This is a genomic window from Serratia sp. CY56464 (assembly GCF_052168435.1).
GTDB lineage: Bacteria > Pseudomonadota > Gammaproteobacteria > Enterobacterales > Enterobacteriaceae > Serratia > Serratia marcescens.
In genome coordinates, this window is record NZ_JBJNMV010000001.1 from 286717 (window position 1) to 308927 (window position 22211).

At 60.5% G+C, this 22211-nt stretch carries 18 protein-coding genes; 3 read left to right on the plus strand and 15 right to left on the minus strand.

All coding sequences use genetic code 11. The features are described 5' to 3' along the window. Positions 1-8: 8 nt before the first annotated feature. The 8 genes from yejF to ACJ8KE_RS01455 all read right to left on the minus strand — a co-directional run bounded on the left by yejF (position 9) and on the right by ACJ8KE_RS01455 (position 10390). Positions 9-1619 (minus strand): microcin C ABC transporter ATP-binding protein YejF, encoded by a 1611-nt coding sequence (yejF, locus tag ACJ8KE_RS01420; RefSeq protein WP_016926971.1) that lies wholly within the window; start codon positions 1617-1619, stop codon positions 9-11. A 1-nt stretch (position 1620) separates the two neighbouring features. Beyond that, positions 1621-2646 carry an ABC transporter permease gene (locus tag ACJ8KE_RS01425; protein WP_123867389.1) on the minus strand — a complete coding sequence of 342 codons (1026 nt, stop codon included), beginning with the start codon at positions 2644-2646 and terminating at the stop codon, positions 1621-1623. Beyond that, on the minus strand, positions 2643-3734 hold the full coding sequence (locus tag ACJ8KE_RS01430) for a microcin C ABC transporter permease YejB (protein WP_016926973.1): 1092 nt from the start codon (positions 3732-3734) through the stop codon (positions 2643-2645). Before ACJ8KE_RS01430 ends, ACJ8KE_RS01425 begins: the two co-directional genes overlap by 4 nt. A 9-nt stretch (positions 3735-3743) precedes the next feature. Then, a complete protein-coding gene (locus ACJ8KE_RS01435; RefSeq protein WP_123867391.1) occupies positions 3744-5552 on the minus strand; it encodes an extracellular solute-binding protein in 1809 nt (602 codons plus the stop codon). An 89-nt stretch (positions 5553-5641) separates the two neighbouring features. Further along, positions 5642-7228: a cyclic di-GMP phosphodiesterase gene (locus tag ACJ8KE_RS01440; protein ID WP_016926975.1), complete on the minus strand. Its 1587-nt coding sequence runs from the start codon at positions 7226-7228 to the stop codon at positions 5642-5644. 413 nt (positions 7229-7641) lie between these two features. After that, complete coding sequence (mepS, locus tag ACJ8KE_RS01445; RefSeq protein ID WP_025303553.1) at positions 7642-8217, minus strand: bifunctional murein DD-endopeptidase/murein LD-carboxypeptidase; 576 nt, start codon at positions 8215-8217, stop codon at positions 7642-7644. Between the two features lie 410 nt (positions 8218-8627). Beyond that, complete coding sequence (locus ACJ8KE_RS01450) at positions 8628-9338, minus strand: phosphatase PAP2 family protein (RefSeq protein ID WP_049300473.1); 711 nt, start codon at positions 9336-9338, stop codon at positions 8628-8630. Between the two features lie 77 nt (positions 9339-9415). Beyond that, positions 9416-10390: a CobW family GTP-binding protein gene (locus ACJ8KE_RS01455; RefSeq protein WP_079452213.1), complete on the minus strand. Its 975-nt coding sequence runs from the start codon at positions 10388-10390 to the stop codon at positions 9416-9418. A 318-nt stretch (positions 10391-10708) separates the two neighbouring features. On the opposite strand from ACJ8KE_RS01455, the gene ACJ8KE_RS01460 reads away from it, so the two are divergent. Continuing rightward, a complete protein-coding gene (locus ACJ8KE_RS01460; RefSeq protein WP_033635274.1) occupies positions 10709-11017 on the plus strand; it encodes a type 1 fimbrial protein in 309 nt (102 codons plus the stop codon). 62 nt (positions 11018-11079) lie between these two features. Here the strand turns inward: ACJ8KE_RS01460 and ACJ8KE_RS01465 are convergent, their stop codons facing one another. Beyond that, positions 11080-12552 (minus strand): mannitol dehydrogenase family protein, encoded by a 1473-nt coding sequence (locus tag ACJ8KE_RS01465; RefSeq protein WP_079452214.1) that lies wholly within the window; start codon positions 12550-12552, stop codon positions 11080-11082. A 293-nt stretch (positions 12553-12845) separates the two neighbouring features. On the opposite strand from ACJ8KE_RS01465, the gene uxuA reads away from it, so the two are divergent. Beyond that, the gene (gene uxuA, locus ACJ8KE_RS01470) at positions 12846-14036 is read left to right on the plus strand and encodes a mannonate dehydratase (RefSeq protein WP_079452215.1); all 1191 of its coding nucleotides are present in this window, start codon (positions 12846-12848) and stop codon (positions 14034-14036) included. Between the two features lie 42 nt (positions 14037-14078). Here the strand turns inward: uxuA and yeiP are convergent, their stop codons facing one another. Both yeiP and mtr read right to left on the minus strand, forming a co-directional pair. Further along, positions 14079-14651, minus strand: a complete 573-nt coding sequence (gene yeiP, locus ACJ8KE_RS01475) for an elongation factor P-like protein YeiP (RefSeq protein WP_004935725.1) — start codon at positions 14649-14651, stop codon at positions 14079-14081. A gap of 126 nt (positions 14652-14777) precedes the next feature. Next, the gene (gene mtr, locus ACJ8KE_RS01480) at positions 14778-16022 is read right to left on the minus strand and encodes a tryptophan permease (RefSeq protein ID WP_097101656.1); all 1245 of its coding nucleotides are present in this window, start codon (positions 16020-16022) and stop codon (positions 14778-14780) included. 263 nt (positions 16023-16285) lie between these two features. Between mtr and ACJ8KE_RS01485 the strand changes: the two genes are divergently transcribed. Then, entirely contained in the window at positions 16286-16540 is a 255-nt protein-coding gene (locus ACJ8KE_RS01485) for a YkgJ family cysteine cluster protein (RefSeq protein ID WP_015378527.1), read from the plus strand. Here ACJ8KE_RS01485 and ACJ8KE_RS01490 read toward each other — a convergent pair. The 4 genes from ACJ8KE_RS01490 to ACJ8KE_RS01505 form a co-directional block, all read right to left on the minus strand. Continuing rightward, positions 16537-17712: a sugar efflux transporter gene (locus ACJ8KE_RS01490; protein ID WP_442517063.1), complete on the minus strand. Its 1176-nt coding sequence runs from the start codon at positions 17710-17712 to the stop codon at positions 16537-16539. The genes ACJ8KE_RS01485 and ACJ8KE_RS01490 overlap by 4 nt on opposite strands. Before the next feature lie 155 nt (positions 17713-17867). After that, the gene (gene torA / locus ACJ8KE_RS01495) at positions 17868-20342 is read right to left on the minus strand and encodes a trimethylamine-N-oxide reductase TorA (RefSeq protein WP_442517064.1); all 2475 of its coding nucleotides are present in this window, start codon (positions 20340-20342) and stop codon (positions 17868-17870) included. Between the two features lie 12 nt (positions 20343-20354). Then, positions 20355-21515, minus strand: a complete 1161-nt coding sequence (locus ACJ8KE_RS01500) for a NapC/NirT family cytochrome c (RefSeq protein WP_016926984.1) — start codon at positions 21513-21515, stop codon at positions 20355-20357. A 214-nt stretch (positions 21516-21729) separates the two neighbouring features. Continuing rightward, positions 21730-22152, minus strand: coding sequence for a nucleotide triphosphate diphosphatase NUDT15 (locus ACJ8KE_RS01505; RefSeq protein ID WP_097101659.1), 423 nt, complete (start codon positions 22150-22152; stop codon positions 21730-21732). Between the last annotated feature and the right edge of the window lie 59 nt (positions 22153-22211).

Here is a 22211-nt window from a genome sequence, read left to right on the forward strand (position 1 = left end):
ATTCGCCGCTAATCCGCCAACTGCAGCAGTTGACGGGTATAGTCGGCCGCGGGCGCCGCGAAAATCGCCCGGCAGTCTCCCTGTTCAACCACTTCCCCCTGTCGCAGTACGATGACCTGGTGACATAGCGAACGCACCACCTGCAGGTCATGGCTGATGAACAGATATGCCAACCGATGGCGTTGCTGCAGCGATTTCAGCAGCGTCAGGATCTGCGCCTGCACCGATTTATCCAGTGAAGAGGTCGGCTCGTCGAGGATCAGCAGCTGCGGCTGCAGGATCAGCGCGCGCGCGATGGCGATGCGCTGGCGTTGGCCGCCGGAGAACTCGGTGGGATAGCGGTGGCGAAGCTGAGGATCCAGGCCGACTTCCCGCAACACCTCGATCACGCGTTGTTCCCGCTGCTCGGGGCTAAGTCGCTGGTGCACCTCCAGCCCCTCGGCGATGATCTGCTGCACGCTCAGGCGCGGATTCAGTGCGGAATAAGGATCCTGGAAGACGATTTGCATTCGGCTGCGGTAGGGCAGCATCTGTTTCATCGTGAGCGGGTGCAGCGGTTCGCCGTCGAACCAGATGGCGCCCTGCGAGGCCAGCAGACGCAATAGCGCAAGCCCGGTGGTGCTTTTACCCGAGCCGGATTCTCCCACCAGCCCGACGCTTTCCCCGGCGCGCAGCTCGAAACTCAATGATTTCAATGCATAATGATAATCCACCGTGCGGCGCAGCAGGCCACGCCGAATGGGGAAGCGCACCTGCAGATCTTCCACCTTGAGCAGCGGCCGCTCGTCACCGGAGCGCGCGTTGGCCGCGGCAGGCAACGGCAGCGGCTCACCGACGTCTTCGGCGGCCAGCAGCTGCTGCGTGTAGGGATGCTGCGGCCGGCTGAACAGCTGCGCGCGGCCGTTTTGCTCTACGCAGCGCCCCTGGCGCATCACCGCCACGTTGTCCGCCAGGCGGCGCACGATATTCAGATTATGGGTGATGAACAGCAACCCCATGCCCATCTCTTGCTTCAGCTCTTGCAGCAGCGTCAGGATCTGCGCCTGGATAGTCACGTCGAGCGCGGTGGTGGGCTCGTCGGCGATCAGCAGTTTCGGGCGGGTCAACACCGCCATGGCGATCATCACCCGCTGGCGTTCGCCGCCGGACAGCTGATGCGGGTAATCCTGCAGCCGGCTCTTGGCCTGACGGATGCCGACGCGCTCCAGGCATTCGACGATCTCTGCGCGCGCGGCTTCGCGCCGCAGGCCGCGGTGCAGCATCAGCACTTCCGCCAGTTGCTTCTCGATGGTGTGCAGCGGATTGAGCGACACCATCGGTTCCTGAAAGATCATCGCGATCTGATTGCCGCGCACCTTGCGCAGTGCCGCTTCCGGCGCATGCAACAACGACTCGCCGTTGAACAGAATATCGCCGGCAGGGTAAACCACCGGCGGCGCGGGCAGCAGACGCAGTATCGACAGGGCGGTGACGCTTTTGCCGGAGCCGGATTCCCCTACCAGCGCCAGCGTTTCCGCCGGCGCTATTTGCAGCGAGAGTTCGTTGACCACCGGCGTGACGGTGTCGCCCTGGCGGAAGGCGATGCTGAGATCCTGAATAGCGAGCAAAGGAGTGGCCATATCAATGCGCCTTGCTGGGGTCAAAGGCGTCGCGCACCGCTTCGCCGATAAAGATTAATAACGACAGCAGCACTGCCAATACCAGGAAGGCGGTGATGCCGAGCCACGGCGCCTGCAGATTGTTTTTGCCTTGCAGCAGCAATTCGCCGAGCGACGGCGAGCCTATCGGCAGACCGAAACCGAGGAAATCGAGCGACGTCAGGGTGGTGATCGAGCCGCAGAGGATAAACGGCAGGAAGGTCAGCATCGCCACCATGGCGTTGGGCAGCATATGGCGGGACATGATTACCCGATCCGGCACGCCCATGGCGCGCGCGGCGCGGATATAGTCAAAATTGCGGGTGCGCAGGAATTCGGCGCGCACCACGCCCACCAGGCTCATCCAGCCGAACAGGATGGTGATGCCGAGCAGCCACCAGAAATTGGGCTGGACGATGCTCGACAGCAGAATGATCAGAAACAGCGTCGGCATGCCCGACCACACTTCGATAAAGCGTTGCCCCCACAGATCGAAACGCCCGCCGTAATACCCCTGCGTCGCGCCGACGCACACGCCGATCAGGCTGGAAAACAGCGTCAGCGCCAGGCCGAAAAGCATCGAAATGCGAAAACCGTACAGTACCCGGGCCAGCACGTCGCCGCCGTTACTGTCGGTGCCCAGCAGGTTGTGCCGCGAAGGCGGCGAAGGGAAGGGCACCTCGGTGGCGAAGTTGATGGTGTCGTAACTGAAGCGGATCGGTGCCCAGACCGCCCAGCCGTGCCGTTCGATCTGCCGCTGCACGAACGGATCCTGATAGTCGGCTTCGGTATTCAGTTCGCCGCCGAAGGCGGTTTCGCTGTAGCTAATCATAAACGGCAGGTACAACCGGCCTTCATAACGCACCAACAGCGGTTTGTCGTTGGCGATCAGATCGGCGGCCAGGCTCAGGGTGAATAGCACCAAAAAGATCCACAGCGACCAGTAGCCGCGGCGGTTGCGGCGAAAACGCGCCCAGCGCGCCTGGTTGATCGGGCTAAGGCGGCTCATTGGCGGGCCTCGAAGTCAATGCGCGGATCGACCAGGGTGTAGGTGATATCGCTGAGGATATTCAACAGCAGGCCGATCAGGGTGAAGATATACAGCGTGCCGAACATCACCGGGTAGTCGCGCTGCAGCGTGGCGTCGTAACCCAGCAGCCCCAGGCCGTTGAGCGAGAACATCACCTCAATCAGCAGTGAGCCGGTGAAGAACATGCTGATAAAGGTGGCTGGAAAACCGGCGATCACCAGCAGCATGGCGTTGCGGAACACGTGGCGGTACAAGATTTTTTTCTCGTCCAGCCCTTTGGCACGGGCGGTGGTGACGTACTGTTTGCGGATCTCGTCGAGGAACGCGTTTTTGGTCAGCATGGTCAGGGTGGCGAAGCCGCCGATCACCGTCGCCAGCACCGGCAGGGTGATATGCCACAGATAGTCGGCGATCTTCGCCGGCCATGAGAGGGTGTCGAAGTTGCTCGATACCAGGCCGCGCAGCGGGAACCAGTCCAGGTAGCTGCCGCCGGCGAACAGCACGATCATCAGAATGGCGAACAGAAAAGCCGGAATGGCGTAGCCGATGATAATCAGCGTGCTGCTCCAGGTATCGAACGCGCTGCCGTTGTGGACGGCCTTGCGGATGCCGAGCGGGATCGACACCAGATAGATGATCAGCGTGCTCCAGAGTCCCAACGTGATGGAGACCGGCAGGCTCTGGCCGATCAGCTGCATCACCGAAGCGCCGCGAAACAGGCTGTCGCCGAAGTCGAAGCGCATATAGTTCCACAGCATGGTGAAGTAGCGCTCGTGCAGCGGTTTGTCGAAACCGTAACGTTGGGTGATCTCGGCGATCACCTCCGGATCCAGGCCGCGCGAACCGCGATATTGGCCGTCGCCAGCCGCGATGCCCGTCCGGGCGTGGCCCAGGCCTTCGCCGACACCGCCGCTGCCAAACCCGCTGCCGTGCCCGAGCTCGATGGCGGCGATGGCCTGATCGACCGGACCGCCGGGGGCGATTTGCACGATAAAAAAGTTGATGGTGATGATCGCCCACAGCGTGGGGATCACCAATAACAGTCTGCGTATCAGATAGGCCGCCATTCCGACTCCTTATTGCCGCTGAGCCGGTAAGCGCGCCGCCTTGTTGACGTCGTACCACCAGTTGTCGAAGCCGATCGCATAGGCCGGGCGAATCGACGGCGTGGAGAATTTGTCCCAATAGGCGTAGCGGTCGTGGTTGGAGTACCACATCGGCAGCATGTAGTTGTTCCAGGTCAGCACCCGGTCTAGCGCGCGGCCGAGCGGCAAGAGGGCTTTTTCGTCGCCCTGATGGGCGGCGATTTGCCTGACCAGGCTGTCGACCGCCGGATCTTTGACGCCGGGGGTGTTATAGCTGGAATCAATGTACTGCGAATCCCACAGAATTTGCAGATCGGCGCTGGGGAACGGCATCGCCATATACACCGTCGACATCATGTCGAAATCGCGCTCGCGCATGCGGCGGGTGTACTGAGAGGCGTCAATCTCGCGGATTTGCATATCGATGCCCAACCGTTGCAGGTTGTGGCGGAACGGCAGCACGTACTGGAAGTTGCTGCCGCTCAGCAACATCAGTTCAAAGGTGAACGGCTGGCCGGTTTTGGCGTTGACCAGCTTTTGATTTTTGACCACCCAACCGGCTTCTTTCAGCAGTTGGGTCGCCTTCAGCAGGTTTTGTCGATCGTTGCCGCTACCGTCGGAGGCGGGCGGTTGGTAGATGCTGGTAAATACCTCCGGCGGTATCTGGCCCTTGAGCGGTGCCAGCAAGGCCAGTTCAGCGGCGTCCGGGTAGCCGCGGGCGGCGTAGGCGGTGTTTTGGAAATAGCTGTCGGCGCGCTGATAGGCGTTGTAATACAGCGCCTTGTTCATCCAGTTAAAATCGAAAGCCAGGCCGATCGCTTCCCGTATCCGACGATCGGCGAACAGCGGTTTTTGCAGATTGAACGCCAGCCAGCGGGTATTCTGCGCCGCCTGGTTGGTCTCGTCTTGCTTGATGATGTAGTTGCGCGCGAAGTTGCCGCCCTGATATTGGGTGGCCCAGCTTTTGGGCGACGGCTCGATGCGGAAATCGTAAGCGCCGGCCTTGAAGGCTTCCAGCGATACCTTATCGTCCAGGTAATAATCGTAACGAATGCTGTCGAAGTTGTAGCGGCCGCGGTTCACCGGCAGATTGGCGGCCCAGTAGTCGCGCACCCGCTGATAGATGATGTACTGGCCGAGGCGGTAATCGCCGATTTTATACGGGCCGCTGGCGAGCGGCGGGGTGCTGAGCGGTTCATTGAGCTTATGGTTTTTCCAGAAGCTTTCCGGCAATACGCGCAGGCTGAGCAGACTGAGGATTTGCTCACGGTTCGCTTTAGGCAGCTCGATGCGCACCGTCAGCCGGGAAATGGCCTTGACCGTGACGCCTTTGTAATAGGAGCGAAACTGCGGCACGCCTTCGGCCATGAATTTATTGAAGGTAAAGGCCACGTCGGCGGCGGTGATCGGGCTGCCGTCCTGGAAGCGGGCGCGGGCGTTGATATCCAATTCCATCCAGCGCATGTCGGCCGGGAAACGGGCCGATTCGGCAATCAGCGGGTAATAGCTGCCGGGTTCGTCGTCGGAGTTGGTGAACAGCGTATCGTACAGCTCCATCGTGCGCTCGCCGGGCACGCCGCGGGTAGCGAAGCGGTTGAAGTTGTCGTAGGTGCCGATGGCCGCCAGCCGCACGTCGCCGCCCTTGGGCGCCGCCGGGTTGACGTAGTCGAAATGGCTGAAGTCGGTGGCGTATTTCGGTTCACCGAGAAGGGCGAAAGCGTAGCTTTCGTTGAGGGCTTCGGCCCGCAGACCGAAGCTCAGTGCCGAGAGCACCAGAGCAGCGAAAATGCGCACGGACATCAGACGGTAAGCTCCTGCTGTGGAATAAAGTACAGCCTGCGCCCAGCATAACATTCTTCGGGCGGGCGCAGGGTAAAGATGCTTAAAGATTAACTATTTTTTTCCTGATAATCAAAGACCTGATGAGCATTGCAGTAAGCGACGAAATCATCGATGCTCAGCGGCTTGCTGAAGTAGTACCCCTGCATGAAGTTGACGCCGTGCTCTTGCAGGAACTGCATCTGCTCGGCGGTTTCCACGCCCTCGGCCACCGTCAGCATTTTCAGCTTTTTCGCCAGCGAGATCACCGCATCCAGCACCGGCGCGGTGACCGTATCCTGGCCGATGGTGTTGACGAAACCACGGTCAATCTTCAGATAATCCATGGTGAAGCGCTCAAGATAGATCAACGCGCTGTGCCCGGTGCCAAAATCGTCCACTGCGATCTCGATGCCCTGTTTGTGCAGCCAGTCAAACTCCGCCAGCGCGCTCTCTTCTTCCACCATGCCGCGTTCGGTGATTTCAAACACCAGCGTAAAGTAATCGCCCGGCAGCTGCGTCAACAGTTCATACACGTCCTGGTGGAACGACGGCGCGCTGAGGTGGGCGGGGGAAATGTTGAGGCCAACTTTACCTCCCCGTGGCAGCGCTTTGGCGAGCTGTGGCACATCTTCGGCGATCAGCCTGAACAGGTGGCGGGTAAGCGGCACGATCAGCCCGTTGCTTTCGGCGTAGGGGATAAAGACATCGGGCGGAATACGGCCCTCGATCGGATGCTGCCAGCGGATCAGCGCTTCCAGCCCGCCGATGCTGTTGCTGTCGGTGTGGAACACCGGCTGGTATTCGATAAAGAACTCGTTGCGCTTGATGCCGCGCAGCAGCGCGCGTTCCGGGCTTTGCCGCAGCAGCAGCATGTAGTAGCAGAGTACGCCGGTCATCAATGACAGCACCAAGCTGCCCAGCAGCGTCAGGCGAATGTCGTTGGGGGTCAGTTTCTCGTTGTAGAACAGGATGGTCAGCGGCAGATTGGGCAGCGTCAGGTTATCCGCCTTGCCCTTCGGCAGCTGATTGACCGGCATCAGGTTCGGGCTGAAAGTGGTCAGCGCGCGGTTGCCCATCACGATGGCGATGCCCGGCGCCTGTTCGTCGTGCGAGGTGAACAGCAGGTAGGGCATCAGATCGATGTCCAGCGTAGCGAGGATGCCGGTGGCCTTTTCGCCGGGATGCCGCAGCCAAACCGCAACCGCCGGTTTGTTTGGCACCATCGGCGTACCTTGCTGCAGCTTGAGATCCAGAGGCAGATCCCAGTCGATATCCTGGTAGATATTTTTCATCGGCAACATCATGTCGCCCGTGGCGGAGGAGCAATAGGCGTAGCCGTCCTTCACCAACAGGAAGGTGCGCACGCCGCTGGTAAAGGCCGCCTGGTAGGTAATGTCCGACTGGCTGGAGAGGCAAGGCTTATCCAGCAGCGGCATCATTTGCCGCATCACCGCCGTCAGATGCGAGATATAACCCAGCGTGAACTTTTGCGTGCGCGCTTCGACCTTATGTTGATATTGCGTGCGCTGGTGATTGATCAAAGAAAGCGTGACCGCGGTGAATAGCGTAAAAAATACCAGGGCGGCGACACCGCTTTTGGCCAGGCTGCGTTGTCGGTGAGACACGCTGCGGGCGAAAGCTCTTTTCAAGCCCATAACCGAGCCCTCTGCAACAGGGCGTCAGGCGTGTCGCGCAGCCAGTTAATGGATTGTGCCAGCGGCTTTTTTTTCATTTTTGCCTTTTTATCCCGTACCAACCGGCGGCGCCGTTTAAATATGCGGCGTCGCCGACAGAAATATCATGCGCATAATATCAGCGGAAACGTTTTAAATAACGCCGGGGCGCCGTTGCCGTCATCTGACGATAATAGGCGAGTTTTTCCTCGACGGCGCGATTTCCTGCCAACAGTTTATCAAAATAACGACGTGCGGCAGTGTTAAGTGGGGAACGGTGACGATAAGGCAGGGATCAATCTTGATGATACCCGCTCGACAGCCCAAAAAAAACGCCGCCCGTGGGCGGCGCTTATCGCTCGTTTGGTATTCAGGATCTTCAGGGCGTTGCGCCGTCAGCCGTTGGTCAGCACCCGGCGCGCTTCTCGATAACGTTTATTCCAATAGTTATCGGTCAGCTTGGAAATCATGACCCCACTGCTGGTGGAGGCGTGAACGAACTGATCGTTGCCTAAATAGATGCCGACATGGCGCCCGGTAGAACCGGCGCGGAACAGCACCAAATCGCCGGCGCGCAGCTTGGTGCGCTGGATTTTCTTGCCGAGATCTTCCTGTTCATAGGTTGAACGCGGTAAATCCATGCCGAACTGTTCGCGGAAGGTGCGCTGCACAAACGCCGAGCAATCGATGCCGCGCTTGGTGTCACCGCCTAAGCGGTAGCGAACGCCTTTCCAGTCCGCGTACTGATCCATAATCTTTGACTTGACGTCAACGTTGCGGACCATCGCTTCGAATTCATCCTGAGAGGCTTGCAGTAAAAGACCGTCTTTGTCATTAACTGCACGCATCTCAGTTTGTGCGTTATTCAAGTTCGAAGTGTGAGTCGAGCTGCACGCTGACAGCATAACCGCAGCGGCAATTGCAGGGACTACCCGCAAAAAATATCTCAGAAACGGTTGAGATTTGACCATTGTTGTTGTTTTCCCTTGAAGTCCTTAACGACGAAAGTCGCTACCTGAAAAATGCCAAACGAAACGAGCCTAGTCCGCACCTGTTGCATCGACAACCAGTTACCGTTGAAAACGTGCGAGAACGCACATTTTTATCGGATTTCATACTGATTCGACTTAAACCAGGCACAAACGCATCTGAGATTACCGGAACCAATAGGGGATTGCGAGCCTTTTTCCCGTCTTTTTTATATGAATTTGTGATGTAACATAATGTAAATCTTCATATAAAAAACGCCAATTGTCCGATGTATGAATCTGGCGTGAAATCAGGTTGCAAAAGCGTTAACGAACGGCGGGGAAATTTTTGCGCGCGGCGAGGGGGAGAGGACGGGAGGCGGGCGCCTCCCGGAATGAGTCATAGACACAAATTATGGTTGGCCGGGGCGGTGCTTGCCGGGCAACAGGCGATTCAACCGATCGACGATCCAGTCGCTGCAAGGCGTCATCAGCACCCAGCTGGCGCCAACCAGCACTACGGACAATGAGCCGACGGCAATATCGGTAAACCAGTGGGCGCCAATCATCACGCGCGGCAATGAGAAGACCACCGTAATCAGCAGGGCGACGGCGAAGGCGCCGCGGCCGAAATAGCGCAGCATAAAGCAGGAAAAAATAATCAGCATCATGCCGTGGTCGCCGGGGAAGCTGTCGCCGGAAGCGTCCTTGGTGGGGATGCCGGTCAGCTCGCTGACGCGATGGATATTGTCAAAGGTCAGGGTGGGGCTTGGATGTTTCACCGGCAGCAGGTGGCCAAGCTGGTTCAGCACCACGGCGGTCAGCAGCATCACCACGCCGGTGATCACCAGGCGGCGGCGGCCGGCGGCGTCCTGCTTCAGATAAAAGTACAGATACAGCAGCCCCATGGCGAGCAGCGAGATCGCGTCGAACGCGCGGTTGTTGGTGATGGCGACCAGATGCAAAAACGCCGGGTCGGTGGCCAGATGGCGGTTAAAGAAGAAGAAGATCGCCGAATCCAGGGTAAACCAGCCGCCGTGATTGGCCGGCAGGAACCAGGACAGAAACAGCGCAACGCCCAGTAAATTGAAGAAGAGAATGAAGGGTAAATTGCGGCGTGTCATGACATAACCTGTTGGAAAAATGAAAACGAAATAAAACCCGGCTACCCTGCGGCAACCGGGGGGCAACGGTACGGGGTCTAACTTAAACGAATCTTAAACAAGGCGGATTGCAGGGCATTCCAATCGGCATTTTCGCTGTGGATAAGCTCAATTCGGCTGTCGAGCGGCGCGACCGGGCGGGTTTCGATGTTGAGATCCTGCCCCTGACGATTGATCAGCAATGTGCCTTCGGGGATGCGCACCACGCCTTTGGCGCGTTCGACCGGCGCGAGTCGCACCCATTCCATGAAACCGACGGTGTCGAACCGGGTATCGCCGTCAAAAATCCAGCCGCAGCTGGTGAAGCCTTGCCCTTCATTCAACGCTCGCCGCCAGCGGGCGTGCTCCGGCAGCCGCAGCGCCGCCAGCCCCTGCTTTTTCGCCTGACCATGATGATGCTGCGCGTCCGGCAATTCTGTACGATTCGTGCGCGGAAGTGACAACAGCGCGACATCCGCTTCGCCTTGCGCGATGGCGTAGCAGGGCCGCTGCAGCGGGTCTTGCGCCCTCCAGGCCTCCAGCGCCCGCCTGTCTTCCGGCTGATAGGTGTCGCTTTTGCTGGCCAAAATAACGTCGGCCGCGGCCAGCTGATCGCGGAAGTTTTCGTTGTCGCGGTAGCGGGGCTGGCTGAGCTGGCGGGCATCCAGCAGGCACAGGGTGGCCTGCAGATCGATCCAGCCGGCATAACTCTCCTGGGTCAGCAGCGACAGGATTTGTTTCGGATGCCCGAGCCCGGTCGGCTCGATCAGCAACCGGTCCGGTTTGGCCTGCTGCAACAGCATATTCAAGCCCACCTGCATCGGCAGGCCGTTGACGCAGCACATGCAGCCACCGGGGATCTCTTTGAGCACCGCGCCGCTGTCCGCCAGCAGCGCGCCGTCGATGCCAATCTCGCCGAATTCATTGACCAATACCGCCCAGCGTTCATGTTCGGGTTTATGAGCCAGCAAATGGCGGATAGTGGTGGTTTTACCGCTGCCGAGGAAACCGGTAATCAAATTGGTTTTGGTCATTAATCATTCCTGGCGCAAAAATTAACCTGCTTAATAAATGAGTTACGCAGCCGTATCGGTGAAACGACCGCGATTTAATTTGTGCTCTATCTCGCAAATTTTGCACGTCACCCTGCGCTTTTCAACCGATAAAATCCACCTTTCTTTGCAAGAAAATTCTTAGATAAAACCCTGTATTAGATACGGTTAACTTTTGTTAGTAGCTTGTTTTTACATTGTTAATGACGCGATTAACGATCAAATCCTGTCCCTTTCCTTGCGATTATTCCTAACAAGATCCTCTATGGTTAAATTGGCTTAACTAAAAATGAGGTTGCCATGAATACCTTTCGGTTATTTTTGATCGTAGGAATGTTGTTTTCATGGACGGCAGTGAGTCATGCAGGCGTGGCCGGCGGGGTAATTCGCTTCGTCGGTTCTATCGTTGAAAGTCCTTGCACGGTCAATATTGCAGATTCTAAGGCGAATACGCAATGTTACCGCAACGGCCAGCGTTATCAGGCCCAGCAAGCGTTGTCAGGTTTTGATACTACACGCAAAGAACTTCCGCTAAATCTAGGCACAACCGAAATGAAGTGGGTGGACCAACAGAAGAAACTTGCTGTTATGACGGTCGTTTATCGTTAAGTCGTTCCGCCATGCCGGCGTAACGTTACGCCGGCATGGTTATTCTCGGCCCTGCAGGCTCCTCACCGCATCACCCACTCCTTCACCGTTTCACGCGCGCCGCGATCGCGCAGCGATAAATAGGCTTGCGTCACCGCTTCGGTAAATGCCGCATGCGCCGCCAGCGCTTCGCCGAATACCGATTTCAACGCCAACAGCGCCGCTACGCGCCGCCGATCGTCCGGCGTTGCGGCGATCGTCTGCTTCAGCACGTCTGCCAGCGGATCGCGAATGTCGATCGGCTCACCGGCGTCATCGACGCCGCCGACGTAACGCATCCAGCCCGCCACGCCCAGCGCCAGCCCGCTATAGTCGCCACCGTGCCGCAGATGCCAGCGCACGGCGTCCAGCAGGCGCTGCGGCAGCTTTTGCGTGCCGTCCATGGCGATCTGCCAGGTGAGGTGTTGCAGCGCCGGATTGCTGAAGCGCGCGATAAGCTGCGCGGCGTAGTCGGGCAGGCTGATGCCGGTGACGCTCAGCGTCGGCGCCTGTTCGTCCAGCATCAACCGCAGGGCGGCGCGACGGTAGTGCTCATCCGCCATGCACTCGTTGATATAGCGGTAGCCGCCCAGGTAGCCTAAGTAAGCCAGGAACGAGTGGCTGCCGTTCAGCATGCGCAGTTTCATGTGTTCAAACGGCAGCACATCGCTGACCAACTGGGCGCCGGCCAGCTCCCACGCCGGGCGTCCGGCGGTGAAGTTGTCTTCCACTACCCATTGAATGAAGGGCTCGCAGGCGATGGCGCATTCGTCGCGCACGCCGCCCAGCGCGGCGGCGATCTCATCCAGCGTGGCCGGCGTGGCGGCCGGCACGATGCGATCCACCATGGTGCAGGGGAAGGTGGCGGCGGTGGCGATCCAGTCGGCGAGCGACGGATCCCGCGCCTGCGCCAGATCGAGCACCGCCCGGCGCAACACGTGGCCGTTCTCCGGAATATTGTCGCAGGAAAGCAGGGAGAAGGCGGGCAGGCCGCGTTCGCGCCGCAACCGCAGCGCTTCCACCAAAATGCCGGGCGCGGTCTGCGGCTGATGCGGCCACGCCAGATCGGCGACGATCCCCGAATGCTGTCGATCCAACCGTCCGCTGCCGGGTTCGATGCAGTAGCCTTTTTCGGTGATGGTCATCGAGACGATCGCCACCTGCGGTTCGGCCAGCTTCTCCAGCACCGCGGCGATGCCCTCCAGCTTGCGGTGCAGGCTCTCATGCACCGCGCCGACCACGATGGCCTGATGGCCGTCCGCGCCTTTCTCCAGCACGCTGTACAGATGATCCTGTTGCCGCAGTGCCTCAAACAGCGGCACGCCGCCGGAAAGACTGATCTCGCAAATGCCCCAGTCGCCGCCGTGGGCGTTCAGCACCCGATCGGTCAGCAGCGCCTGATGCGCGCGGTGGAACGCGCCGAAGCCAAGGTGCACGATGCGGCTGCGCAGGGCCCGGCGGTCATAGCCCGGCTGCCGGACGGCGCCGGGCAGCGGAGTGTTGGCGATCGTTTTCATCTCATCTCCAAAGCGTGTAAGACAGCTGGCGGGCCACTTGCGCCAAGTTAGCAGACCAGTTTTCTGCTACATAGACAGGGTGGCGCCGGCGATAAAAAACTGCGACCAGTGTAAGGATGTCGGCCGGTTAAAGGAATTGGTCAGTCCAAAATAAGCCAGAAGCGTGAAGTGGATCAACCAATGAGGGGTTCGGTTTTGACAGCGCGTGGCGAAAGAGTAAGTTAAAGATAACTGACATCTAAATTAAACTGGTATAACAGCATTGCGGTGCGAGACAGGCATAAGGACAATACATGGAACAAACATGGCGTTGGTATGGCCCGAACGATCCGGTTTCTTTGGACGACGTGCGTCAGGCCGGGGCGACCGGGGTGGTGACGGCGCTGCATCATATCGCGAACGGCGAAGTCTGGCCGATCGACGAGATCCGCGCGCGACAGGCGCTGTTGGCGGAAAAGGGGCTGGTGTGGTCGGTGGTGGAGAGCGTGCCGGTACATGAGGAAATCAAAACTCACAGCGGTGACTGGCAGCGGCATATCGCCCATTACCAGCAGACGCTGCGCAACCTGGCGGCCTGCGGCATCGATACCGTCTGCTACAACTTCATGCCGATCCTCGATTGGACGCGCACCGATCTGGCCTATTCGCTGCCGGACGGCGCCAAAGCGCTGCGTTTCGATCAGATCGCCTTCGCCGCGTTCGAGCTGCATATCCTGCAGCGCGCCGGCGCCGAGGCCGACTATACGCCGCAAGAGCGCAGTCAGGCGGCAGCCTATTTCGCCGCCATGAGCGAGGAGGAGAAAGCCACGCTGACGGGCAATATCATCGCCGGGCTGCCTGGGGCGGAAGAAGGTTATACGCTGGAGCAGTTCCGCCGCCGCCTGGCGGAATACGACGGCATCGACAAGGCGCAGCTGCGCGAAAACATGGCGGTCTTTCTGCGCGCCATCGTGCCGGTGGCGGAAGAGGCCGGCATCCGGCTGGCGGTGCATCCCGACGATCCGCCGCGGCCGATCCTCGGCCTGCCGCGCATCGTCTCCACGATTGAAGACATGCAATGGCTGAAGCAGACCGTCGACAGCATTCATAACGGCTTCACCCTGTGCACCGGTTCCTACGGCGTGCGCGCCGACAACGATCTGGTGCGGATGATTGAAACCTTCGGCGATCGCATTCACTTTACCCACCTGCGCGCCACCTGCCGCGAGGAAAACCCGAAAAGCTTCCACGAGGGGGCGCATCTGCAGGGCGATGTGGACATGGTGGCGGTGATCGAAGCGATCCTGAACGAAGAACTGCGTCGGCAGCGGGCGGGCGATCGGCGGCCGATCCCGATGCGCCCCGATCATGGGCATCAGATGCTGGACGATTTGAAAAAGAAAACCAATCCGGGCTATTCGGCCATCGGGCGGTTGAAAGGGCTGGCGGAGCTGCGCGGCGTCGAGCTGGCGCTCAAGCGGCGCTTTTTCCCGGAATTGCCGTAGCGGAAAATGAAACGGGGCCGAGCATCGGCCCCGCTGGCGCGACTAGTCGGCGCGGCTCATGTAGCGGCGTTCGGCGATATGAATGCGGATCTTGTCGCCGGCGCTGAGGTATTCCGGCACATGGATCACCAGACCGGTCGCCATGGTGGCCGGTTTGTTGCGGGCGCTGGCGGAAGCGCCTTTGATGCCCGGCGCGGTCTCGACGATTTCCATATCCACGGTCTGCGGCAGCTCCAGCGCCAGCACCTGGCCATCCAGCGTCAGCACCTGCATGCCCGGCAGGCCGCCTTCCGGAATGAACAGCAGCTCGTCTTCGATCTGGTCTTTCTTGAAGATGTACGGCGTGTAATCTTCGTCATCCATGAACACGTATTCTTCGCCGTCGATATAGGAGAAGTTCACCTTGCGGCGCGACAGGGAAATGGTGTCCAGGATATCGTCGCCCTTGAAGCGTTCTTCCACTTTCAGGCCGGTGCGCACGTCGGAGAAGCGCATTTTGTACAGGGTGCTGGCGCCGCGGGCGCTCGGGCTCTGCACGTCGATATCTTTTACCAGCAGCAGCTTGCCGTTGTAGCTGATCGCCATGCCGCGCTTAATTTCGTTAGCTCTTGCCATTTCAATTCATCCGCAATGAAGAGTATTAGAGAAGTTGCGACAAGGTACTCGCGCCGCCGATTTCAGGCAATAGCCCGGCGCAAAAACAGTGCGGGAAAGGGAGGGCGGCCGCCCTCCCGTCGGGGATTAGTGGAAGACCGGCAGCAGGCCGAACAGCGACAGAATATGCGCGGCGGCGTTGATCAAGCCGAACAGGATGACGAACAGGATCACGCCGTTGCCGCCCGGTGCGCGGTAACCGGCCTGCGGATAGCGGCGGCGGCTGGCGCGCGCCATCAGCGCCGGCACGATCACCGCCCAGATGGTGGCCGCCAGCCCGGCGAAGCCGATGGCGTACAGGAAACCGTTCGGGAACAGCAGCGCGGCCAGGGTCGGCGGCACAAAGGTCACCAGCGCGGTCTTGCTGCGCCCGACGGCGTCGTCCTTGAACTTGCAGAAGTCCGCCAGGTAGTCGAACAGGCCCAGCGACACGCCGAGGAACGAGCTGGCCAGCGCCATATAAGAGAAGGCGTTCAGCAGTTGGCTGACGGTCTGGCTGCTGGAGACGTTGCCCATTTGCTTGAGCAGGCTGCCGATATTGCCGCCCTCGGCGATCACCTGCTTAAAGGCGTCGCGTGCGATATTGCCCTGAATCACATACTGCCACAGGATGTAAATCGCCAATGCCAGCAGGGTGCCGTACACCAGGCTGCGCACCACGGAGCCGCTGTCCTTGTGGTAGTACTTCACCAGCCCGGGAATGTTGCCGTGGTAGCCGAACGAGGTCAGCAGGTAAGGCAACGCCGCCAGGGCGTAAGGCAGATAGCTGGCCTGGTTATCGCCGGTATTGAACAGCACCGCAGGCTGCACGTGGGTGAACATGTCGCCCACCGACATCACGAAGGTGATCACCATGCCGCCGATCAGAATGGTGCTCAGGCGGTCGACCGCGCGGGTGGAGAGCCAGACGATAAACGCCACCACCAGCGCGAACACCAAACCGGCGGTGGTCTGGCCGACGCCGACGATGCCCTCCAGCGTGTGCGCGATGATCGAACCACCGGCGGAGATATAGGCGTAGGTCAGGATGTACAGCACGAACGCCACCGACAGGCCGTTCACGGCGTTCCAGCCCTTACCCAGCAGATCCTTGACCATGGTGTTGAAGCTGGCGCCGCTCGGGTAGTGCAGCGTGGCTTCGAGGATCATCAGGCCGGAAAGCAGCATGCAGGCCCAGGTATACACCAGCAGCGCGACGGAGCCGCTGAACCAGACACCGGAAGTGACGATCGGAATGGAAAACATGCCGGCGCCAACGGCGGTTCCGGCAATGATCATCGCGCCGCCGAGGACGGAAGGGCGGGCCAGCTTCTGGATGGTGTCCGTAGACATGTGTGCTCCTGATGGAAGAGGTTCTTTTGTACTAGCTCAATGGTACATGGGTGCATGGCGCATGTAAAGCGGGGGAATTGCACGTTTCACGCACTTTCGCGTTTAAATAAAGGTTTGTTGAGCGTTTATTCGCTATGGGATGAGCCGGCCGGCGCAGGGCGATGAGTGTAAAGATCGCAGGGGCGCAGGGATTCTGCTGGCGGCCACCGCACGCGGCTGCTATTGTCGCGCTTCTTTTCCCCAGCCCGCCAGGAGTAGCGCTGATGGACTGTCGCAGCGACTGCGGCGCCTGCTGTATCGCGCCGTCAATATCCAGCCCGATCCCCGGCATGCCGAACGGCAAGCCCGCCAATACCCGCTGCATTCATCTGGATGAACGGCTGCGCTGCGGCCTGTTTCATTCGCCGTTGCGGCCGAAGGTGTGCGGCAGCCTGCAGCCGAGCCGCGACATGTGCCACGATCACCGCGATCAGGCGCTGATTTATCTCGCCAGGCTGGAAGCGGACACCGCGCCTTAAGCGTCTTTCAACCGCCACAGACACAGCGTCGCGCCTGCCGCCATCGCCAGCGCGGCGTAAAACACCGCATGGTAGCTCCAGATTTCCGCCACCGCGCCGGCGAGGGCGCCGGCGATGATCCAACCCACCCGAATGGTATTGGTGAACAGCGTGGTGGCCGTGCCGGCCTGACCGGGCATCAAATCCTGGAAATAGAGCATGCCTATCCCCGCCAGCACGCCGATAAACGCCGCATTCAGCAGCTGCAGAGCGATGAGTTGCCCACTGCCGGTGATAAGCAGCAGACCAGCGTAGAACATCACGCCGGCGGCCGCCGCCACGCGCATCAGGAAACGCTTGCCGCAGCGTTTCGCCGCCAGCCCGGCGAGCAGCATGATGGGGATCTCCAGCCCGGCGGCGGCGCCCATCAATATCCCGGCCAGCCGCTCCGGCAGCCGCAGTTCGTGCACTACATACAGCGGCATAGTGATCAGGTACATGCTGTTGGCGGTCCACATCAGGGTGCAGGCGGCGAACAGCAGCAGCGCATCGCGGCGATGCTGCCGCGGCGCGGCCAGCGGGGCGCCCGTCGCCACGGCTTTCGGCATCGAAGGCAACCGCTGCCACACCAGCAGGCCGCACAACACAAAGGCCGCCGCGCCCGCCAGATACAGGGTCTTGAAGCCGAATCCCAGCGCCAGCGCGAAGGCGATCGGCGGGCCGATTACCCAGGCGAGCGAGACCTGGGCGCGCATGATAGAGGTGAACATCACCGCCTCGCGCCCGGTGCGATCGGCGTGTTCGCGCGCCAGCGCGAACATTTGCGGGTTAGCGGTGGAGCCGAAGCTGGTGAGCAGCACACCGACGAGCAGCAGCAGGTAATAGTTGCGGCTCCAGGCGAACAGGGTGAACCCCAACGCGCCCAGCATGCAGCAGAGGAAGATCAGTGATTTTCGGTCGCCTTTTTTATCCGAACGGCCGGCGAGAAACTGGCTGACCAGAATGCCGATCACCGCGCTGCCGGTAAAGAATAGCCCGACCAGCGCCGGCCGCACCTTGACTTCGGTTTCCAGAAACAGGCTCAGCGTCGGGGTTTGCAACGCGCCGGCGATGCCGGTCAGGAAGGCCACCGCCAAAAAGGCCAGCGAAGTGAGATCGGGCGTGCGTCGCGTTACTGCGGATGAAGTCGGCATGGCGGTTGATAATTCGTCGAAAAAGGGAGCTCGCGCGCATCATACGCCCGTTGAAAAGAAACGCAAACCGCTATCCCTCGGCGCAGAGTCAGCGACTCTGTCGCGCGGCGACGAGGAAAACAGGGGCGCGCCGCGCCCCCTTGCTTGCCGGTAAATCAGGCGCCTTGCGGCACCGCGTGTGCGGTATTTTTCAGCGCCGGCCCCTGATATTTCTCGATCTGCAGCTGCGCCATCTGCCCGCAGTTGCCCTGCGCCAGGCTGGAAGAGCCGATGTCGAAGGTCAGGCAGTTGACGTTGCCGTTCTTGCACAGCGAGCCGGACTGCGCCGGATCGGCCGGATCGAACCAGGCGCCTTCGCTGATGCGCACCACGCCGGGCCGCACGTCTTCGCTGACCACCGCCCCCACCAGGATCTGGCCGCGATCGTTAAACGCCCGCACCAGATCGCCGCCGGTGATGCCGCGCGGCTGCGCGTCCTGCGGGTGGATCAGGATCGCCTCACGATCCGCCACCGCGTATTTCTTGCGCAGCGGCGTATTGTCGAGCTGGGAATGCAGCCGATTGGTCGGGTGCGCGGTATTGAGCGACAGCGGATACTTGGCCGCTTCCGGCCCGCGATACCACTCGTGCGGCGGCATCCAGGTCGGGATGCCGGGGCAATCCGCATAATGCATTTTGGCGATGGCGTCGGAGTAGATTTCGATCTTGCCCGACGGCGTGCCCAGCGGGTTAAGCAGCGGGTTGTCGCGATAGTCGGCAAAGCGCACCCACTGCTTATTGGCCTCCGGCACCGGGAAACGCACGTAGTTGTTGGATTGCCAGAACATGTCGAACGGCGGCAGCGCCACCCGCGCGGCGCGCGCCTGGTTTTTCATGTCGTCGTACATGCCTTTCAGCCACTGGGTTTCGTCCTTGCCTTCGGTAAAGGCTTCCTGCACGCCCAGCCTGGCCGCCATCGCCGAGAAGATGTCGAAGTCGCTGCGCGATTCGTGCTGCGGCGGCACGCATTGATGCATCGGGAACACGTAGAGCTGCGAATAGTCGCCGCCCATTTCCAGATCGTTGCGCTCGTAGCTGGTGGTGGCCGGCAGCACGATATCGGCATGCTTGGCGGTGGCGGTCCAGTAAGGCTCGTTGACCACGATGGTGTCCGGCCGCTGCCAGGCTCTGACCAGGTTATTGGTGTCCTGATGCTGGTGGAAGGTGTTGCCGCCCGCCACATACACCATTTTCACCTCGGGGTAGGTGACCTTGGCGCCGTTGAAGTCGATGGTTTTGCCCGGATTGCTCAGGCATTCGGCGATGCGCGCCACCGGGATCGGCGCCGGCGAGTTCTTCGGCGCATTGCCGGCGGAGATGCCGGCGATGATGCCGCCCTTGGCGGTCGGGCTGCCGCCGGACGAATAGTGGTAGCTGAAGCCGAAGCCGCCGCCCGGCAGGCCGATTTGGCCGAGCATCGCCGCCACCGTCACCAACAGCCAGTGCTGCTGTTCGCCGTGGTGCTGACGCTGAATGCCCCAGCCGCCCATGATCATGGTGCGGCTCTTCGCCATCTCGCGCGCCAACGCGCGCAGCGTGTCGGCATCGACGCCGCTGATGTCGGCCGCCCATTCGGCGGTTTTCGCTACGCCGTCGTTCTCGCCCAGCAGGTAGGCCTGGAACTTGTCGAAGCCGACGGTATAGGTTTTCAGGAAGTCCGGGTTATGCAGCTTCTCGGTCAGCAGCGTGTGGGCGATGCCGATCAGCATGGCGCCGTCGGTGTAAGGGCGCGGGGCGATCCACTGCGCATTGACGAACTTGGCGCTGTCATTGTGCACCGGATCGATGCTGATCACCCGGGTGCCTTTCTTCTTCAGCGCTTCGAAGCCGGTCTGGCCGACGTGATCCGGCACGTTCCAGCTGTTCTTCAGCGTGACCATCGGGTTGCAGCCCCACAGGATCACCAACTCGCTGTTCTCGATCACGTTCGGCCAGGCGGTCTGCTGTTCGTAGACCTCCATCGAACCGACCACGTGCGACATGATCACCTGCGCCGCGCCGGTGGAGTAGTCGCCGGCGTAGCCGAGGAAACCACCGGTCAGGTTCATCAGGCGCTGCAGCAGCGTACGGCTGTTGTGCAGCATGCCGACGCTTTTCCAGCCGTAGGAACCGGCGTAGATCGACTGTGGGCCGTGATCTTTCTGCAGGCGAACGATCTCATTGCACACCAGCTCGGTCGCTTTGTCCCAGCTGACGCGCACCCACTCATCGCGGCCGCGCAGCTCGGTGCGGCTGCCGGGGCCGCCTTCCAGCCAGCTTTTGCGCACCATCGGGTATTTAATGCGGTTCTCGGCGTGCACCTGATAAGGCGCCATGGTGATCAGCTCATTGGGATACGGATCGTCCTGCACCGGCTGCACGCCGACCATCTTGCCGTCCTGCACGATGGCCTCAAACGCGCCCCAGTGGGCGCCGGTCAGGATGCCTTTTTGCGCCTGACGCAAGACGATGAACTGCGGCAGCGCTTCGCTGATGGCCTGCGCCAGTGCCGCTTTGGGCCATAAGCCCGCCAGCAGCGGGGCGGCGGTCAGCGCGGCGGCGCCGGTCAGGAAGCGGCGGCGGCTCATTTTTAACGGTTGTTGGTTGCTCATTGCGCTTCTCCCTTAAAGCTTGGCCGGTGCGGCAGGTGGCATGTCGCTGGCGTGTTTTTGTACGTATTGCGTCAGCACGCGCAGCTGTTCCTGCGTCAGCGAGGTGCGCGGCGCCATGCCTTTGATGACGCCGATCCATTGGTTGGCGTTGAAGCGATCGAGCGCGGTCAGCCCGTGGCAGCCGGTGCAGTTGGCCGACATCATGTCCGCGGCGTAACGCCAGATTTTTTGCTGATCGTCGATCAGCTGCTTGCGCGGCAGCCAAACCTGCAAAGAAACCTGATGCCAGACCAGGCCGGTTTCCGCATCGGTCTGAGTCGACGCGGTCTTCAGCTGTTGGCGCGCGTCCTCACCCAGCAGCACGCTGAGGATGCGCTTGCCCTGCGCGGCGTAAAACACTTCGCTGACGCCGTCTTGCTGCCAGCCGCTCACGGTGGCCAGCACCTTGTCGCCCTCCTGTTTCACCACCTGCACTTCGGTGGACGGCATCAGGTTGCCGGCGTTATGGCTGTCGTCCGCGCCGAGGAAGAACGGTTCGGTGGCGATGGTGTAGAGGGTGGTGGCGCCCGGGGCGGTCAACGCCGCGGCCTTCGCCAGCTCGGCGGCGCCGGCCTGGGTTTCGCCGCTCATGTCCGGCAGGATGTGGGCCACGCCCTTGTGGCAGTCGATGCAGGTTTCGCCCTGTTTGATCGCCACCGGGTGTTGCAGGCGCGCCTCAGGGCGCTGGGCGGTGATGTCCATGGCGTCGTAGCTGTGGCAGGAACGGCAGGTGGCCGAGTCGTTCTCTTTCAGCGTTTTCCAGACCGACTGCGCCATCGCCAGCTTGTGCGCTTCGTATTTTTCCGGCGTATCGATGGTGCCGACCATCTCGCCGTAAATGTCTTTCACCGCGCGGATCTTGGTCCACAGGTAGTCGATCGGCTGGTGCGGCACGTGGCAGTCGGCGCACTCGGCGCGGATGCCCTTGGTGTTTTGGAAGTGGACGCTGCCCTGATATTCGGCCAGCGGCTGTTGCATGGTGTGGCAGGAAACGCAGAAGGTGGTATCGCTGGTTTTATGGAAGACGGTGGCGGTCCCGGCCAACAGCGCCGCGCCGAGGATAATCCCCAGCAGCAAAAGCCATAGCCATCCCCACCGGCGCTTTTTTTCAAAGCCAGTCAGTTTTTTGCTCATGGTAAACCCGCTTATAATTATGAATTTAAAATAAAATCTTGCCAAAAGGCCACCGACCGGCGGTCAGAATGCCACGTCGATTGCAGGGGTAATGATAGAAGAGGTTTAACCCTATAGGGTTATCCGTAGTCAAAAAAATGGCATATATCGCAAAAAATAGCGTTATATTCTATTTTATATAGCGGTGGGCGGCGCAGCGCGCGCTCGCGATGGGTCAGGCCGTGGGCAGATAGGCCTGGCCGCTCAACCACAGGCGGATCGCCGTGCGGCTGGCTTCGAAATGGGGTTCCGGCAGGGCGTCCGGCGCGCACCAGCGCCATTCGGCGCATTTCTCGGGCTCTTTCAGCTCGGCGTTGCCGCCGGGGTGATCCACCTGCAGGCAGATAGACACGGTGTGTTTGCCTTCGGCGCGCCAGGTTTGCAGATTGTTGCTGACGCCAATGAAGCGCGGCGGATCGATAAGCAACCCGGTTTCTTCGGCGATTTCGCGCTGGGCGCACTGCTCGAAGGTTTCACCGGCATCCAGATGCCCGCCGGGGATCGACCAAAAGGGCGCGTGGGAGCCGCAGCGTTTACCCAACAAAATCTCGCCTTGAGGGTTGACGATGATCACCCCGACGCCCGTCACTACGTTCATGCTTTTCTCCGTCAGCAAAGTTTCAGCACAGTATGTCATTTTGCTCCGGCGCTGACCAA